17 protein-coding genes and 1 riboswitch are annotated in these 14,714 nt (G+C 59.2%); of the genes, 15 read left to right on the forward strand and 2 right to left on the reverse strand.

Features of this window, described 5'->3' with window-relative positions:
• Positions 1 to 208: 208 nt before the first annotated feature.
• Positions 209 to 1,024 (reverse strand): carbon-nitrogen hydrolase family protein, encoded by an 816-nt coding sequence (locus tag QZL67_RS03585; protein WP_022289403.1) that lies wholly within the window; start codon positions 1,022 to 1,024, stop codon positions 209 to 211.
• A 425-nt stretch (positions 1,025 to 1,449) separates the two neighbouring features.
• On the opposite strand from QZL67_RS03585, the gene QZL67_RS03590 reads away from it, so the two are divergent.
• From QZL67_RS03590 to QZL67_RS03615, 6 genes are all read left to right on the forward strand, one after another.
• On the forward strand, positions 1,450 to 4,038 hold the full coding sequence (locus QZL67_RS03590) for a cation-translocating P-type ATPase (RefSeq protein ID WP_022289404.1): 2,589 nt from the start codon (positions 1,450 to 1,452) through the stop codon (positions 4,036 to 4,038).
• Between the two features lie 136 nt (positions 4,039 to 4,174).
• Complete coding sequence (locus QZL67_RS03595; RefSeq protein ID WP_022289405.1) at positions 4,175 to 4,642, forward strand: 8-oxo-dGTP diphosphatase; 468 nt, start codon at positions 4,175 to 4,177, stop codon at positions 4,640 to 4,642.
• 97 nt (positions 4,643 to 4,739) lie between these two features.
• Entirely contained in the window at positions 4,740 to 5,102 is a 363-nt protein-coding gene (locus QZL67_RS03600) for a DUF3783 domain-containing protein (protein WP_022289406.1), read from the forward strand.
• Between the two features lie 4 nt (positions 5,103 to 5,106).
• Complete coding sequence (locus QZL67_RS03605; RefSeq protein WP_022289407.1) at positions 5,107 to 5,538, forward strand: DUF523 domain-containing protein; 432 nt, start codon at positions 5,107 to 5,109, stop codon at positions 5,536 to 5,538.
• Positions 5,535 to 5,744 (forward strand): hypothetical protein, encoded by a 210-nt coding sequence (locus tag QZL67_RS03610; protein ID WP_292919789.1) that lies wholly within the window; start codon positions 5,535 to 5,537, stop codon positions 5,742 to 5,744. The genes QZL67_RS03605 and QZL67_RS03610 overlap by 4 nt, the downstream gene beginning before the upstream one ends.
• A 69-nt stretch (positions 5,745 to 5,813) precedes the next feature.
• Positions 5,814 to 7,220 carry a uracil-xanthine permease family protein gene (locus tag QZL67_RS03615; protein WP_022289408.1) on the forward strand — a complete coding sequence of 469 codons (1,407 nt, stop codon included), beginning with the start codon at positions 5,814 to 5,816 and terminating at the stop codon, positions 7,218 to 7,220.
• 50 nt (positions 7,221 to 7,270) lie between these two features.
• Here the strand turns inward: QZL67_RS03615 and QZL67_RS03620 are convergent, their stop codons facing one another.
• The gene (locus QZL67_RS03620) at positions 7,271 to 8,470 is read right to left on the reverse strand and encodes a BTAD domain-containing putative transcriptional regulator (protein WP_022289409.1); all 1,200 of its coding nucleotides are present in this window, start codon (positions 8,468 to 8,470) and stop codon (positions 7,271 to 7,273) included.
• A gap of 253 nt (positions 8,471 to 8,723) precedes the next feature.
• Here QZL67_RS03620 and QZL67_RS03625 point away from each other — a divergent pair, with 253 nt between their 5' ends.
• From QZL67_RS03625 to QZL67_RS03665, 9 genes are all read left to right on the forward strand, one after another.
• Positions 8,724 to 9,731 (forward strand): transglutaminase family protein, encoded by a 1,008-nt coding sequence (locus tag QZL67_RS03625; RefSeq protein WP_022289410.1) that lies wholly within the window; start codon positions 8,724 to 8,726, stop codon positions 9,729 to 9,731.
• 80 nt (positions 9,732 to 9,811) lie between these two features.
• Complete coding sequence (locus QZL67_RS03630; RefSeq protein ID WP_292919791.1) at positions 9,812 to 10,858, forward strand: type II secretion system F family protein; 1,047 nt, start codon at positions 9,812 to 9,814, stop codon at positions 10,856 to 10,858.
• A gap of 6 nt (positions 10,859 to 10,864) precedes the next feature.
• Positions 10,865 to 11,185 carry a hypothetical protein gene (locus QZL67_RS03635; RefSeq protein WP_022289412.1) on the forward strand — a complete coding sequence of 107 codons (321 nt, stop codon included), beginning with the start codon at positions 10,865 to 10,867 and terminating at the stop codon, positions 11,183 to 11,185.
• Positions 11,182 to 11,688, forward strand: a complete 507-nt coding sequence (locus QZL67_RS03640) for a DUF4860 domain-containing protein (RefSeq protein ID WP_292919793.1) — start codon at positions 11,182 to 11,184, stop codon at positions 11,686 to 11,688. Before QZL67_RS03635 ends, QZL67_RS03640 begins: the two co-directional genes overlap by 4 nt.
• On the forward strand, positions 11,685 to 12,134 hold the full coding sequence (locus tag QZL67_RS03645; protein WP_022289414.1) for a hypothetical protein: 450 nt from the start codon (positions 11,685 to 11,687) through the stop codon (positions 12,132 to 12,134). Before QZL67_RS03640 ends, QZL67_RS03645 begins: the two co-directional genes overlap by 4 nt.
• The gene (locus QZL67_RS03650; RefSeq protein WP_022289415.1) at positions 12,127 to 12,528 is read left to right on the forward strand and encodes a hypothetical protein; all 402 of its coding nucleotides are present in this window, start codon (positions 12,127 to 12,129) and stop codon (positions 12,526 to 12,528) included. Before QZL67_RS03645 ends, QZL67_RS03650 begins: the two co-directional genes overlap by 8 nt.
• Positions 12,529 to 12,550: 22 nt before the next feature.
• Entirely contained in the window at positions 12,551 to 13,609 is a 1,059-nt protein-coding gene (locus QZL67_RS03655; RefSeq protein ID WP_022289416.1) for a type IV pilus twitching motility protein PilT, read from the forward strand.
• 298 nt (positions 13,610 to 13,907) lie between these two features.
• On the forward strand, positions 13,908 to 14,357 hold the full coding sequence (locus QZL67_RS03660) for a hypothetical protein (protein ID WP_022289417.1): 450 nt from the start codon (positions 13,908 to 13,910) through the stop codon (positions 14,355 to 14,357).
• A 52-nt stretch (positions 14,358 to 14,409) separates the two neighbouring features.
• Positions 14,410 to 14,494, forward strand: a riboswitch (cyclic di-GMP riboswitch).
• 35 nt (positions 14,495 to 14,529) lie between these two features.
• A partial coding sequence (locus QZL67_RS03665) for a hypothetical protein (RefSeq protein ID WP_292919795.1) occupies positions 14,530 to 14,714 on the forward strand: 185 nt, incomplete at its 3' end.

Here is a 14,714-nt window from a genome sequence, read left to right on the forward strand (position 1 = left end):
ATTACGAATATTGACCAACAGCAGACAGCGCCGGGGACTTTTCAGTCCCCGGCGCTGTTATTTGGTGAAGACCATGGTTATCCGGCGGTTTTTCCGCTGGGCTTGTGATCCGGGGATAGTTGAAAAACACATCCGTGTCTATCCGGGTGAATCCGCTTTCGAAAAGCGTATATACTGCTGATGGATGGGAAAATCCCCAGTTGGGAGATTACCGTTCCCGCACCTCATACAAATCTGTCCGCCGGGCAGAGAGAATGGGCAGCTGTTTGCGTACGGCCTCCAGGCGGTTGAGCTCCAGATCGGCCAGAAGCGTCGTCTCCTCCGCTCCGGCCCGGCAGAGCACTGTGCCCCAGGGGTCCACCGCCATGGAATTGCCATAGGCAACATAAGAGGCGTGCTCATCCCGGGCGGGGGAGACACCTACGGTGAAGCACTGATTGTCCACGGCCCGCTGACGGAAGAGCAGTTCCCAGTGAGCGGGGCCTGTGGTCATGTTGAACGCCGCCGGGACAAAGAGCACTTTTGCCCCCCGCAGACACATGCATCGGGCCAGTTCCTCAAACCGCAGGTCAAAGCAGATGCAAAGACCGCAGGTGCCGAATTCCGTCTCAAAGGTGGTGACGGCATTTCCTGGGGAGAGGGTGTCAGACTCCCGAAAGGACTGGCCGCCTTCCACGTCAATGTCAAAGAGATGGACCTTCCGGTGGCGGGCCAGGAGCTGGCCGTTCCGTCCGTAAACAAAACTGGTGTTGTAGACGTTTCCTTCCGCCAGCTCAGGAATGGACCCGCCCACAATGTAGAGCCCAAGCTCCGCCGCCAGGCGGGAGAGGGTCTCCTGGACCTCCCCGCCCTCCGGCTCACCGTAGGCCCGGAAACAGCGGTTTTCATAGGGGCAGCAGAACATCTCCGGCAGTACGGCGATGTCCGCGCCCGCCTGCTTGGCGGCCCGGATCTTTTCACAGGCGGTGCGGAGATTGGCGGCTTTATCTGCCGTTACCCGCATTTGAATCAGAGCAACACGCATTGGATATCCCTCCAGACCCCGGTGAACGCAGGTGCCCAGGCAGCAAAGGTAGCGGCAGGACCGGGGAGTTTGATGGATTTCATTATAACACGGGCGGCAGACAGGTACAACGCTGCAGCGGTCCGCCCACTGCTGAAAACTTTGCCGGAATCTGTGCAGACTAGGAGTGAGGCGTGCCGCAGGGCTGCTTTGGAAGATCCTGTCTGAAAAAATTTATGGTTGGGATTGACTTTTTGCAAAAAAGCGCATACAATACCTCAAGAATCAAAAGGGAGTAGCTGGCACATCCGATGTGTACCCGCAGGCGTCAGTACGGGCTTTGCCCCGCCACGGGTTGAAACGGCGAGACTTTTGCATCAATGCAGGAGGCATTGGCGCAAAAGCCTCGCCGCTTTTGCGTATTGCCGGAAAGGAATGTGGATGCAATGAGCGAAGAGAAGAAGGTATGGCAAAAAAACCGGATGGAATTGTTCCGGGATCTGAAGTGCGGGGAGGGAGGCCTTTCCGCCCAGGAGGCCAAGACGCGGCTGGAGACCTATGGTCCCAATGAACTTCACAGCGGTGAGAAAAAAAGCGTGCTGCGGATCTTCCTGGAGCAGTTTGCAGACTTTATCGTCATCATTCTGATTCTGGCGGCACTGATTTCCGCCGCCATGGGAGATGTGGAGAGCACGGTGGTCATCCTGGCGGTCATCACCATGAACGCCATCCTGGGTACGGTGCAGACGGTGAAGGCCGCCGCCTCGCTGGACAGTCTCAAGCAGATGTCCGCCCCCACGGCCAAGGTGGTCCGGGACGGCACGGTGCTCCAGGTGCCGGGCCGGGACGTGGTGCCCGGGGATGTGGTGGTGCTGGAGGCCGGCGACGCTGTCTGCGCTGACGGACGGCTGCTGGAGTGCGCCAGCTTGAAGTGCGCGGAAAGCGCCCTCACCGGTGAGAGCCTGCCGGTGGAAAAGGAGCTGGGAGAGATCAGCGGTGAAGCGGCGCTGGGCGACCGGAAGAACATGGTCTTCTCCGGGAGCTTTGTCACCTATGGCCGGGCCCGGTTCCTGGTCACGTCCACCGGCATGAACACGGAGATGGGCAAGATCGCCACACTGCTGAAAAACACGGAGGAGAAGAAGACGCCCCTCCAAATCAGCCTGGATCAGTTCGGCAAAAAACTCTCCGTGGGCATCCTGGTAATTTGCGCGGCGCTCTTTGCGGTCAGTGTCTTCCTGCGGGGCGAGAATATCATGAACGCCTTCCTCTTCGCCGTGGCCCTGGCGGTGGCGGCGGTGCCGGAGGCGCTGAGCTCCATCGTCACCATCGTCCTCTCCTTCGGCACCCGAAAGATGGCCCGGGAGAACGCCATCATCCGCAAGCTCCAGGCGGTGGAGGGCCTGGGCAGCGTCTCTGTGATCTGCTCGGATAAGACCGGAACGCTGACCCAGAACAAAATGACCGTCAAAAAACTCTACACCGGCGGTAAGATCGTGGACGCCGACCAGGCGGACTTCAGTGATCCCATTCAGGAGCCCCTGCTGCGGACGGCTCTTTTGTGCAGTGACGCCACCATCAATGAAAACGGCGAGGTGGGAGATCCCACCGAGACGGCATTGGTGCGTCTGGGCGAGGCCAACGGCTTTGATGAGGAAGTGACCCGGGGCAAGTATCCCCGCCTGACGGAGATCCCCTTTGACTCTGACCGCAAGCTCATGAGCACGGTCCACCGCCTCTCCGGTGGTCTGGTGATGGTTACCAAGGGCGCTGTGGATGTGCTGCTGGACCGGTGCGTGATCTCCGACGCTGAGCGGAAGGAGATCGAGCAGGTCAATGAGGAATTTTCCAGTCAGGGCCTGCGGGTGCTGGCCTTTGCCTGCCGGACAGTAGAAAATACCGCCGTCTCCCTGGAAGATGAGAACGGCCTGGACTTCCTGGGCCTGATCGCCATGATGGACCCGCCCCGGGAAGAGTCCAAGGCCGCTGTGGCGGAGTGCATCGCCGCCGGCATCCGACCCATCATGATCACCGGAGACCACAAGGTCACCGCCGCTGCCATCGCCAAGGAGATCGGTATCCTGACGCCGGGCACCGAGGCGGTGGAAGGCAGTGTCATCGACTCCATGAGCGACGAGGAGCTGCGGGAGTTCGTGCCCAAGGTCTCCGTCTACGCCCGGGTGTCTCCGGAGCATAAGATCCGCATCGTCAAGGCCTGGCAGGACCGGGGCAATCTGGTGGCCATGACCGGCGACGGTGTCAACGACGCCCCTGCCCTCAAGCAGGCGGACATCGGTGTGGCCATGGGTGTCACCGGTACCGAGGTGGCCAAGGATGCCGCTGGCATGGTGCTGACGGATGATAACTTTGCCACCATCGTCAAGGCGGTGAAAAACGGCCGTAATGTCTATGCCAACATCAAGCGGGCCATCCAGTTCCTGCTCTCCGGCAACGCCGCCGGCATCCTGACGGTGCTCTATGCGTCGCTGCTGGGTCTGCCGGTACCTTTTGCCGCTGTGCACCTGCTCTTCATCAACCTGCTGACGGACTCCCTGCCCGCCATCGCGCTGGGTCTGGAGCCCCACACTGACCGGGTGATGCATGAAAAACCCCGGCCCCGGAACGAGGGCATCCTCACCCGTCCCTTCCTCACCAATGTGGCCATTGAAGGATTGGTGATCGCCGCTGCCACCATCGCCGCCTTCCACATCGGTCTTGCCAACGGCGGCGCGGCGCTGGGAAGCACCATGGCATTTTCCACGCTGTGCCTGAGCCGATTGTTCCACGGCTTCAACTGCAAGGCCGACCGGCCGGTGCTCTTTACCCGGACTTTCTGGAACAACAGCTTCCTGCTGGGCGCCTTTGTCATCGGCGCGGTGCTGCTGGGCGCGGTGCTGCTGATTCCGCCGCTGGAGCCCCTCTTCCAGGTGGCGCCCCTCTCCGCCGGTATGGTGGGGACCATTGTGGGCCTTGCGGCCGGCAGCATGGTGGTGATCCAGCTGCTCAAGGCCATCCGGACCCGTGGGGAAAAATAAACACATGGAACTGCCGCACGCCGCTGGTGAAAATTCTCACCGGCGGCGTGTGCTTTGCAGAGGGAAGCTGCTTCACAAGGGGGCCTTTTCTTTTTGCGTGAAACCGGCTATAATGGCCACACAAGGAGAGATGCGCATGATCAACTCAACGCTTTGCTATCTGGAGCGGGGCGAGGAATACCTGATGCTCCACCGGGTGAAGAAGAAAAACGATGTCAACCATGATAAGTGGATCGGTGTGGGCGGCAAGTTCCAGGAAGGGGAGAGCCCCGAGGACTGCATCCTGCGGGAGACCTGGGAGGAGACGGGGCTGACGCTGACGGACTACCGCTACCGGGGACTGGTGACCTTTGTCTCCGACGAGGCACCTACGGAATACATGCACCTGTTCACTGCCGTCGGCTGGACCGGAACACCTCACCCCTGTGACGAGGGAGAGCTGGCCTGGATCAAAAAGGCGCAGCTGCTGGCCTTGCCCATGTGGGAGGGGGACAGAATTTTTTTGAAGCTGCTGGAAGAGAATGCGCCGTTTTTTTCCCTGAAGCTGTGTTACCAGGGGGAACACCTGGCAGAGGCGGTGCTGAATGGAACGCGGATCGTCTGAGGGCCGGATGGCGGGAGAATCCTTCCTTCCGGCGGTATGCTGTCCAATGGGCGGGACGAAGCAGAGAAAGCAACCTTTTGAGAGAGGAGACCAATCAATGGAAGGTACGTTGTTGCTGTTTGGATATGATCAGCTGCCGGTGATCCTGGCGGCAGAAGCCGCCGTCCGTCCCTTTGGCGGAAAGCTGCAGGTGGTGGGCCCCAGGTCCTGCGGGCTGACGCTGGGGCAGTTGGCGGCGGGAGCCAGTGCGCCTCCGGACGCAGCACCGGTGGCCCTTGGCGGGCAGATGGCGGTGCTGTGCGGTCTGGACCGGCATGTGGACGATCTGATCCCGGCGCTGCAAAAAGCGGGGATCTTGTGCCCCAAGGCGGTGCTGACGGAAACCAACCGCAGCTGGACACCGTCTGCGCTGCTGGCGGAGCTCCATCGGGAGCGTACCGCCCTGAAGCGGAGGGGGTGAGGGAATGCGGCTTTTAATTTCTGCGTGCCTTCTGGGATGTTGCTGCCGGTATGATGGGGCCTCCAAGGCGCATCCTCTGGCGGAGGCTTTGGCACAGCGCTATGACCTGGTACCGGTCTGCCCGGAGCAGCTGGGCGGTCTTCCTACGCCCCGCCCGCCTGCGGAGCGGCAGGGAAACCGGGTCATGACCAGGGATGGCCGGGACGTGACCGAGGCTTACCGCCGGGGCGGGGAGGAGGCGTTGCGCCTTTGTCGCCTGCTGGGCTGTGAGGCGGCGGTGCTCAAGGAGCGCAGTCCCTCCTGTGGCTATGGGAGCATCCACGACGGCACGTTTTCCGGCGGATTGACGGCGGGAAACGGTGTTGCGGCCCAAATGCTTGCGGCTGCGGGAATCCCTGTGTATGGCGAGTCTCAGATCCGGGAGCTTATGAAATGACGAAGCAATCTGCTTCGTCATTTTTTATAGATACCAAACAAAATTTTTCCGGAGATGGAAGAAAATCTATTCTTGCAATAGAGTGTCTCTTTTTGTATAATAAGTCAAAATGGCAAGAGGGAGGATTCGGTATGCGGCGTTGGAAGGGTTTTTTTGATGCGGTGGCGATGGGTCCCTTTTTTCATTTTTTCCGTATTCCTGTTTGACCGGCTTTGGTGCCGGTATTTTTTTTGCCCTGGACAGGAATTGCACGTATGAAAGAGAGGAGAACACATATGAACGAGACAAATACCTCCCGGCAGCAGCCCATCCGGGACGCCAGGACCCTAGGCAGGCCTAAGATGCTGATTCTGGGCCTGCAGCACATGTTTGCCATGTTCGGCGCTACAGTACTGGTGCCGATTCTGGTCAACACCTACGGACTGCCTCTGTCGATCCAGACCACGCTGTTTTTTGCCGGCATCGGCACGCTCTTTTTCCACCTCTGCACGAAGCTGCGGGTCCCGGCGTTCCTGGGCTCGTCCTTTGCGTTCCTGGGCGGTTTTGCCGCCATGGGCGCCATGGACAGCGGAATTTACGCCGGTATGGACGGCGCGGAAAAGCTCCAGTACGCCTGCGGCGGCATCGTGGTAGCGGGGCTTTTGTATGTGGTGCTGGCCGGCATCATTAAAGTGGTAGGTGTGCATCGGGTGATGCATTTCCTGCCTCCGGTGGTCACCGGCCCCATCATCATCCTCATCGGACTGAACCTGGCCCCCTCCGCTGTCTCCAACGCCTCTACCTGCTGGTGGCTGGCCCTGGTGGCCATGGCCATCATCGTGGTGGCAAACATCTGGGGCCGTGGCATGATCAAGATCATTCCCATCCTGCTGGGCGTTGTAGGCTCTTATCTGGTGGCGGTGATCGCCAATGCCTGCGGCGCCACGGTCATCACCGATGCCGCCACCGGCGCTACCGGCCCCATGCTGGACTTCTCCGGCATGGCCGGCGCCAAGATCTTGGGCTTCCAGCCCTTCGTCACCAATTTCTCCGGCAGTGTCGCCAAGTTCGACATCTCTGCCATTTTGGTGATGGCACCCATCGCCATTGCCTCCATGATGGAGCACATCGGCGACATGTCTGCCATCTCCGCCACGGTGGGCGAGAACTTCATTGAAGATCCCGGCCTGCACCGTACCCTCATCGGAGACGGCATCGCCACCTCTCTTGCAGGTTTGTTCGGCGGTCCCGCCAACACTACCTACGGCGAAAATACCGGAGTGCTGGTACTCTCCCGGGTCCACGATCCCCGGGTGATCCGGCTGGCTGCGATCTATGCCATCGTGCTCTCCTTCAGCCCTCTGTTCGCCGCCTTCGTCAGCTCCATCCCCTCTGCCATCATCGGCGGCGTCAGCTTCATTCTCTACGGTATGATCTCTGCCATCGGCGTGCGCAATGTGGTGGAGAACCAGGTGGACTTCACCAACTCCCGGAACCTGATCATTGCCGCCGTCATTCTGGTGTGCGGTCTGGGCTTTACGGATGGATTGACCTTCCACATCGGTGAGGTATCCATCACCCTCACCTCTCTGGCCATCGCTGCTATTGCGGGAATTGCCCTCAACGCAATTCTGCCGGGCAATGATTTCCACTTCGGGAAAACCGCCACGTCCGATACCGCTGCTTCTCTGGGTCGGTATTGATAAAAAAGAACGCCTTCCACAAGGAAGGCGTTCTTTTTTGCGTTATTGTGTTATACGTTGGGTTCCAGGGGCTGCACGGTATAGTGCAGCTGGGCAGGGGAGTGTGGGTACTGCCGGAAGAAAGATTTGATGATCCGTTCGCAGACCATGCAGCTGTTTTCATAATTGGCCTGGGGAAGCATTAAGATAAACTGGGACACACTGCACCGGGAAGCGATGTCTCCCTTGCGCAGGCAGCTGCGGATCAGATCCAGCAGATTTTCCATTACCCGGTCCAGGCTGCGCTTGGGCAGTTCCCCTCCGCTTTCATTGGTGACGGAGAGCAGGCCGATGTGGACGGCGTTTCCGCTGCGCAGAATGGAACGGGCCTCGGCGTGATACAGGATTTTGAAGAAATCGTACTCGCAGATCAGTGCGCCCCGGGGACCGTCGGGCTCCCGCAGCTGTTCCTGCACCGTGCTCATGGATACGGCACGGTCATTCACGGTGCGGGCTGCCTTCCGGTGCAGTTCCCGCAGATCCTCCGACGGCATGATGCCGAAGTTGGAGAACAGCAGCTCGCTCATTTCCTCATAGACGGTGATGGCGCCCTGGTTGTCCCCCATGGAGAGCAGTTCCTGCAGCAGATGGCGGTAGAGCGTTTCGTTGTACGGCTCCAGAGCAACCGCCTTGCGGCACAGTGAGACTGCGGCCGTCAGGCGGTTCTGCGCCTCCAGCAGGGGAAGCGTCTCCAGGACGGTCTGAGTGTAAAGGTTGTGGAAATATGCGGCAATGGGAACCACCCAGGGTTCGGAGGCGAGCTTGGAGAGAAAGTCTCCCTGGTAGAGCTCCAGCGCCTGCATGTAGTTTTCCAGGCGGGTCTCCTCATCCTCTGCGGCAGCTCCGGCCCGGCACAGGGATTCAAATTCCTCCACGTCGAAGAAAAATTCCACGTCGGGATTCCAGGCATAGCTTCCGTCCCGCCGGATAATCAGGGTATGACCGGCAGAAGCGTCCAGCTGGTTGAGCATGGTACGGACACGGTGAAACATGGTTTTGAGCGCATTGAGCGGATTGGAACTGCGCTCTTCTTCACCCCACAGCAGGTTCACAAGATCCTCCTGAGAGATGGAACGATTGCGGCAGTAAATCATATATGCCAGTAACAACCAAACCTTTCGGGAACGATTGTCGTTATCCGAGATCTCCTGGCAGCCATATTGGAGTGTAAACTCACCCAGCATCTGCACCCGCAGTGTATTGGCAACCATATGCTGCCACCTCCTCCCTCTGTTCTGAAACGTCAAAAGCGGCTCCCTCCCACCGGAGCACACATCGCTTAAAAAAATACATTATTAAACATTATTACTTTAACATAGAGTGCCGTTGTTTGCAATGTGCAATCAGCTTAGATTACAAAAATCGGAAAAAAGTGAAAGACAAAATAGAAAAAATACTTCCATTTTTAGTTCGAATATGATATACTGGCTCTGCATAAGAAGAACGCAAAAGGAGGAGCAAGAGTTGCGTCAAATCAAGAGATTTTTCCTGCCGCTGCTGGCGGCAGCATTGCTGTTGAGCGGCTGCGGACAGACGGCGGTGGAGCAGGAGCCTGTGGAGAACGTGCAGGAAACCCAGGAAGAGGAGATCTACACAGAGGTAACCCCTCTGGAGGAAGTAGACCTGGAAGATGAGGCGGTGGCACTGGCCGGTGCGCCGGCGGTTTCCACGCTGCTGCTGCCGGAGGCCTCCGGTACGCTGGTGCAGAGCAACGGCAAGGCAGTCATCGACTACTCCAACACGGCTGACGGCTACGTGATGGTCAAGTATACGGCGGCCACCACCAAGCGGATCAAAGTCCAGGTGAAGGGTCCTACTACTACCTATACCTATAATCTGGCGGCGGATGCCGCGTGGGATACCTTCCCGCTGTCCGACGGCAACGGAACCTATCAGGTAGTGGTGTATGAGAATATCTCCGGTACCAAGTATGCAACGGTCCTTTCCCAGTCGATCTCTGTCACCCTGAAAGACCAGTTTGCGCCGTTCCTGCGGCCCAATCAGTATGTGGATTACAGCGCAGCGCCCAACACGGTGGCAAAGGCAGCGGAGCTGACCGCCGGAATGACGGACCCACTGAACAAGGTGGCCGCTATCTACGATTTTGTGGTGAAGAATCTGACGTACGACAAGCAGCTGGCCGCAACGGTCCAGAGCGGGTACTTGCCGGTGCTGGACAGTGTGCTGGCCAAAAAGACCGGAATCTGCTTTGACTATGCCGCACTGATGACCGGAATGCTCCGCAGCCAGGGCGTACCCTGCAAGCTGGTGGTAGGCTATGCCGGGACCGCGTACCATGCATGGATCAGCGTCTATTCGGAAGAGACCGGCTGGGTCGAGGGCGTGGTGTACTTTGACGGCGTCTCCTGGCAGCGGATGGACCCCACGTTTGCCTCCAGCGGCAAGCAGAGCGCGTCGATTATGCAGTATATCGGGGACGGAAAGAACTATACGGCGAAATATCTCTATTGATTTTTCCCTTTACGAATGGGGAAAGTTGCTTTAAAATGGGCTTGCAGCTTGTCTGCAAGCCCATTTTTGCGGGGTGCGATATGAAGGAAAAACAAGCGACCTATTTGGAAATTGCCTCTTTGTGCCGGGAGCTGGCACTGCTGCTCCATGCGGGGGTCCGTGCCGGTGATGGTCTGGCGCTGCTGGCAGAAGAGGAAACGGAGGCAAGGCGGCGGAAACAGCTGGAGGCGATGGCTCACCAGGTGGATGACGGCGTCTCTCTGGGAGAGGCCCTGGAAAGCCAGGGACTGTTTCCGGCCTATGTGACCGGACTTGTGGCGGTAGGTGAGCGCTCCGGCCGCACGGAGGAGGCGCTCAACGCGCTGGCAGTCTATTATGAGCAGCGGGACCGGCTGGACCGGCAGGTCCGCAGTGTGCTGCTGTATCCCTCGGTACTGCTGATTTTGATGCTGGTTGTGATCGTGGTGCTGCTGGCAAGGGTCCTGCCGGTATTTGACCAGGTCTATGCTTCTCTGGGCGGTGAGCTTACCGGCGTGGCCGGCGGACTGCTGACGCTGGGACGGGCGCTGGATACGGCTATGCCGGCACTTTGTGCGGTGCTGGCGGTGGTGGTGCTCTTCCTGGGGGCGTTTTCACTTTCCGGTGGATTTCGGGAACGTCTGCTGGCCTTCTGGCGGCGGCACTTTGGAGATCGCGGGGTCTCCCGGCGGCTCAATGACGCCCGGTTTGCCCAGGCCATGGCCATGGGACTTCAAAGCGGACTTCCCATGGAAGAGGCTCTGGAGCTGGCGGCGGGTCTTCTTTCCCAGACGCCCGCAGCGGCGGAGCGCTGCCGCAGATGCAAGGCCCAGCTGGAGCAGGGCGAGGAACTGTCCGGCGCCATGAGGGAGAGCGGAGTGCTGCCGCCGGCGGCCTGCCGCCTTCTGGCGCTGGGAGTGCGGGGCGGCACGGCGGATACCGTTATGGAGGAGATTGCCCGCCGGCTGGCCCGGGAGGGCAACGACGCCCTGACCCGGAAGGTGGAGCAGGTGGAGCCGGCACTGGTGCTGGTGACCTCACTGCTGGTGGGAGCGATTTTGCTTTCTGTGATGCTGCCGCTGATGAACATCATGGCGGCTATTGGGTGAGAGACAATGCTGCATGAAAAAAGAAGATTGACCGCTCTGCGGGGCCTGTTGCTGCCGGTGACGGCGGTTTTGGTGCTGCTTTGCTTTTTGACGGCGCTGTCCAATCTGGCGCAGGGCCAGGATGATGAGGGAAAGCGCCAGCTGGAAGATGCCATCCGGCGCTCCGCTGTGGCCTGCTATGCGGCCGAGGGTATTTACCCGCCGGACCTTGCCTATCTGGAAGAACATTACGGCATCCAGATCGATGAGAGCCGCTATACGGTGTACTATGATATTTTCGGATCGAACCTGATGCCGGACATCACGGTTCTGGAAAATGAGACATGAGGGAACGGACAGGAAAGACGAATATGGGCAGTCTGCTGGCGCTGCTGCTGTTGCTGGTGTTTGCGGTCTGTGTGCTGTCAGTGCTGCTGACGGGCGCCGATACTTATCAGGCCCTCACCAAGCGGGATCAGGACAGCTATGACCGCCGTACCGCCGCCCAATATCTTGCCACCCGGGTCCGGCAGGCGGACCAGACGGGCGGAGTCACGGCGGCGGATTTTCAGGGCTGTGATGCTCTGGAACTGACGGACATTATCGACGGGGAGCTGTATGTCACCCGGATTTACTGCTATGACGGATATCTGCGGGAACTTTTCAGCGCGGCGGAGGCTCCGATGACCCCGGCGGACGGAGAGAAAGTGTTGGAGGCACGGGCGCTGACCGTGCAGTGGCTGGACCAGGACGCCGGGGGACGGCTTTTGACGGCGCAACTCACCAACACAAACGGCACCACGGAGCAGGTGGTGCTGGCGGTGCGCGGCGGAGAGGAGGCGGCATCATGAGAAGCAAAGCGCCTCTTGCACTGATGGAGCAGCTGGTGATGGTGCTGGTGTTTGCACTGGCGGCGGCACTTTGCGTGCAGGTATTTGTCCTCTCCAGCCGAACATCCCGTTGGAATGAGAGCCGGGACCGGGCGGTTGTGGAGGCCCAGAACGCGGCGGAACTCCTCAAGGGGATGGACGGTGATTACGACGCTGCCAGCGCTGCGTACGGCGGGCAGTGGAACGGCACGATGTGGGGAATCTCCTACGACGCGCAGTGGGAGCCGTCGGAAGACGCGGCCCAGGCTGCCTACCATCTGCTGGTGACACCTGCCGACAGCGGAACCGCTCTGTTGGGTGCGGCCAGTGTGGCGGTCTACACGGCAGAGGGTGAGCTGCTGGTGACGATCCCCGTGGCCTGGCAGGAGCCGGCTGCGGACAGTGGGGAGGCGGCGGATCATGGATGAACGAAAAGACACCTTCCCACCGGCAGTGGGCGGTAGTTCCCTGCTGGTGATTTTTGCGGTGCTGTGCCTGACGATATTTGCCCTGCTGGGCCTTGCCACCGTCCAGGCCAACAGCCGCCTGTCGGACGCTTCCGCCCAGTCCGTGTCCGGTTACTATGCGGCGGACTGCCAGGCTGAGACGATTCTGGCCCAGCTGCGCAGCGGCACAGTGCCGGAAGGGGTCACCGCCCGGGGAGACCTGTATACTTATACCTGTCCCATCTCAGATACCCAGGACCTTCAGGTGGAGGTCCGGGTGCAGGGAAGCGATTATACGGTTTTACGTTGGCAGGCAGTATCCACAGTGGACTGGCAGGCGGAGGACGACCTGACGGTTTGGGACGGCGTGTCTTGAGACGGATGAGGAGGAAATAAGAGTGGAATTGGTGGAGTATTTGAAGCGGGCGGTGGAGGACCGGGCTTCCGATCTTTTCATTGTGGCCGGCGGTGTGGTCAGTGAGAAAGCGGAGGGCCGCCTCCGTCCAATCGGAACGGAGAAGGTATTTCCGCCGGAGACAGAGCGGCTGATTTCCGATATCTATGAGATGGCGAACCGGCCCATGGACCGCTATCAGGCTGCGGGAGACGATGATTTTTCCTTTGCTGTGCCGGGGCTGGCCCGGTTCCGGGTGAATGCCTACCGGCAGCGCGGCTCCATGGCGGCGGTGGTCCGGGTGGTATCCTTTGAGATCCCGGACTGGAAAACGATGGGAATCCCGGAGACGGTGATGGATCTGGCGGACACGGCCCACGGCATGGTGCTGGTCACCGGTACCGCCGGCAGCGGAAAATCCACCACGCAGGCCTGCATCATCGACCGCATCAACCGCACCCGGGAGGCCCATATCATCACACTGGAAGATCCCATTGAGTTTCTTCACCGGGACCAGCGCAGCATCGTGAGCCAGCGGGAGATCGCCATTGACACGGCGGACTATCTCTCGGCGCTGCGGGCCTGCCTGCGTCAGGCGCCGGACGTGATTTTGCTGGGGGAGATGCGGGACCATGAGACGATCCGGACCGCCATGACAGCGGCGGAGACCGGCCATTTGCTGATCGCCACGCTCCATACCCGGGGCGCGGTCAACACCATTGACCGGATTGTGGATGCGTTCCCGCCGGCGCAGCAGGCCCAGATCCGTGTGCAGCTGAGCATGGTGCTGCAGACGGTGGTGTCTCAGCAGCTGCTGCCGGACCAAAACGGCGGACTGGTGCCTGCCTTTGAGATCATGCACATGACGCCGGCTATCCGCAGCATGATCCGGGACAGCAAGAGCCATCAGATTGACAATGCCATTGCCGCCGGAGGCAGCGAGGGAATGGTCAGTATGGATCAGTCGATTCTGGCGCTGTACCAGGCTGGGAAAATCAGCCGGGAAACCGCTTTGGACTATGCCGATAATCCGGAGCAGATGCGTCGCCGGCTGGGCGCGTGAGCAAAAAGAGAAGTCACAAAGCTGGAAAGCCGCCTGAGATTTTCTCAGGCGGCTTTTACCGCTGCTTTGAATCCGTATGCGGTTATAAAATGGGGGCGCGGTGATTGTGAGGAGGAGCGTCCCGTTCTCCTTATAATATAGATTTGTACAGTTTGCTGAAAAAATCGCAGATATTTTGGATATTATTTCTGTGACTTCTGAAAGAAAAACGCAGAAATGTAACCGGTTTTGTAACCGCCGAATGGTATACTGACCATGTTAACGGATTTCTAGTAATTGGAAAGGAGGTATTTCTGGGATGCAGAACAGGGCATGGGGAAACGAATGCCGGATGACATTGGTGTGCGTAGATGATTATCAGGACAGTATCCTGCGTGGGAGACTGTACAATCCTTATTTTTCCACAGGGAACACCTTTAGAAGTCTGATGGAGTTTTTTCGTACGATGGAAGAGTTGCTGGATGGAATGCAGTTTCCCCAATCCTTCACAGCGGCAAGAACATTTGCAGATTCGCCGCAGATGAAGGCTGTCAGCCCTCCGGGGCAAGAAGTGCAGGAAGGCCGATGTGCAACCTTTGCAGTGCGGGTGTTGTTCCGCCAAAATGCCACTTGGCAGGGATCCGTTACCTGGCTGGAGGGCGGAAGAGAAGAGAGCTTTCGCAGTGCACTGGAGCTGGCTTTCCTGATGGACAGTGCTCTGCTCGGAAAAAAGCCCAAAGATCAGAAACGGACACCCGTTTCTCCGTGATGCAACGCATGACGGAAACATCTGTAGTTCCGCGCAAAAGCGCAGACAAAAATGACTGAAACGGCAAACCGGAGGAAACTCCGGGACGCAAAGCAAGGGGGCTAAGGCGGGAACGCTACGCCAGCCCGGCTGCCAAACGTTTTGATCTCACGTGTGAAAGGAGAACGAAACAATGGCAAGATTCAGAAGAAGAGGACTGGCGTTGCTGCTGGCAATGGTCATGGTCGTGAGCCTGCTGCAGGTGAGTGCATTTGCAGCAGAGGGGGAAGACACACAGGACCCCGAGATGGTGGAGGTTGAGATCCCTCTGGAGGGGGACAAAACCGTTGTTGACGACGCGGCGGAGCCCGACGGCGA

This window comes from Oscillibacter sp. CAG:155 (assembly GCA_000436875.1).
Lineage (GTDB): Bacteria > Bacillota > Clostridia > Oscillospirales > Oscillospiraceae > Oscillibacter.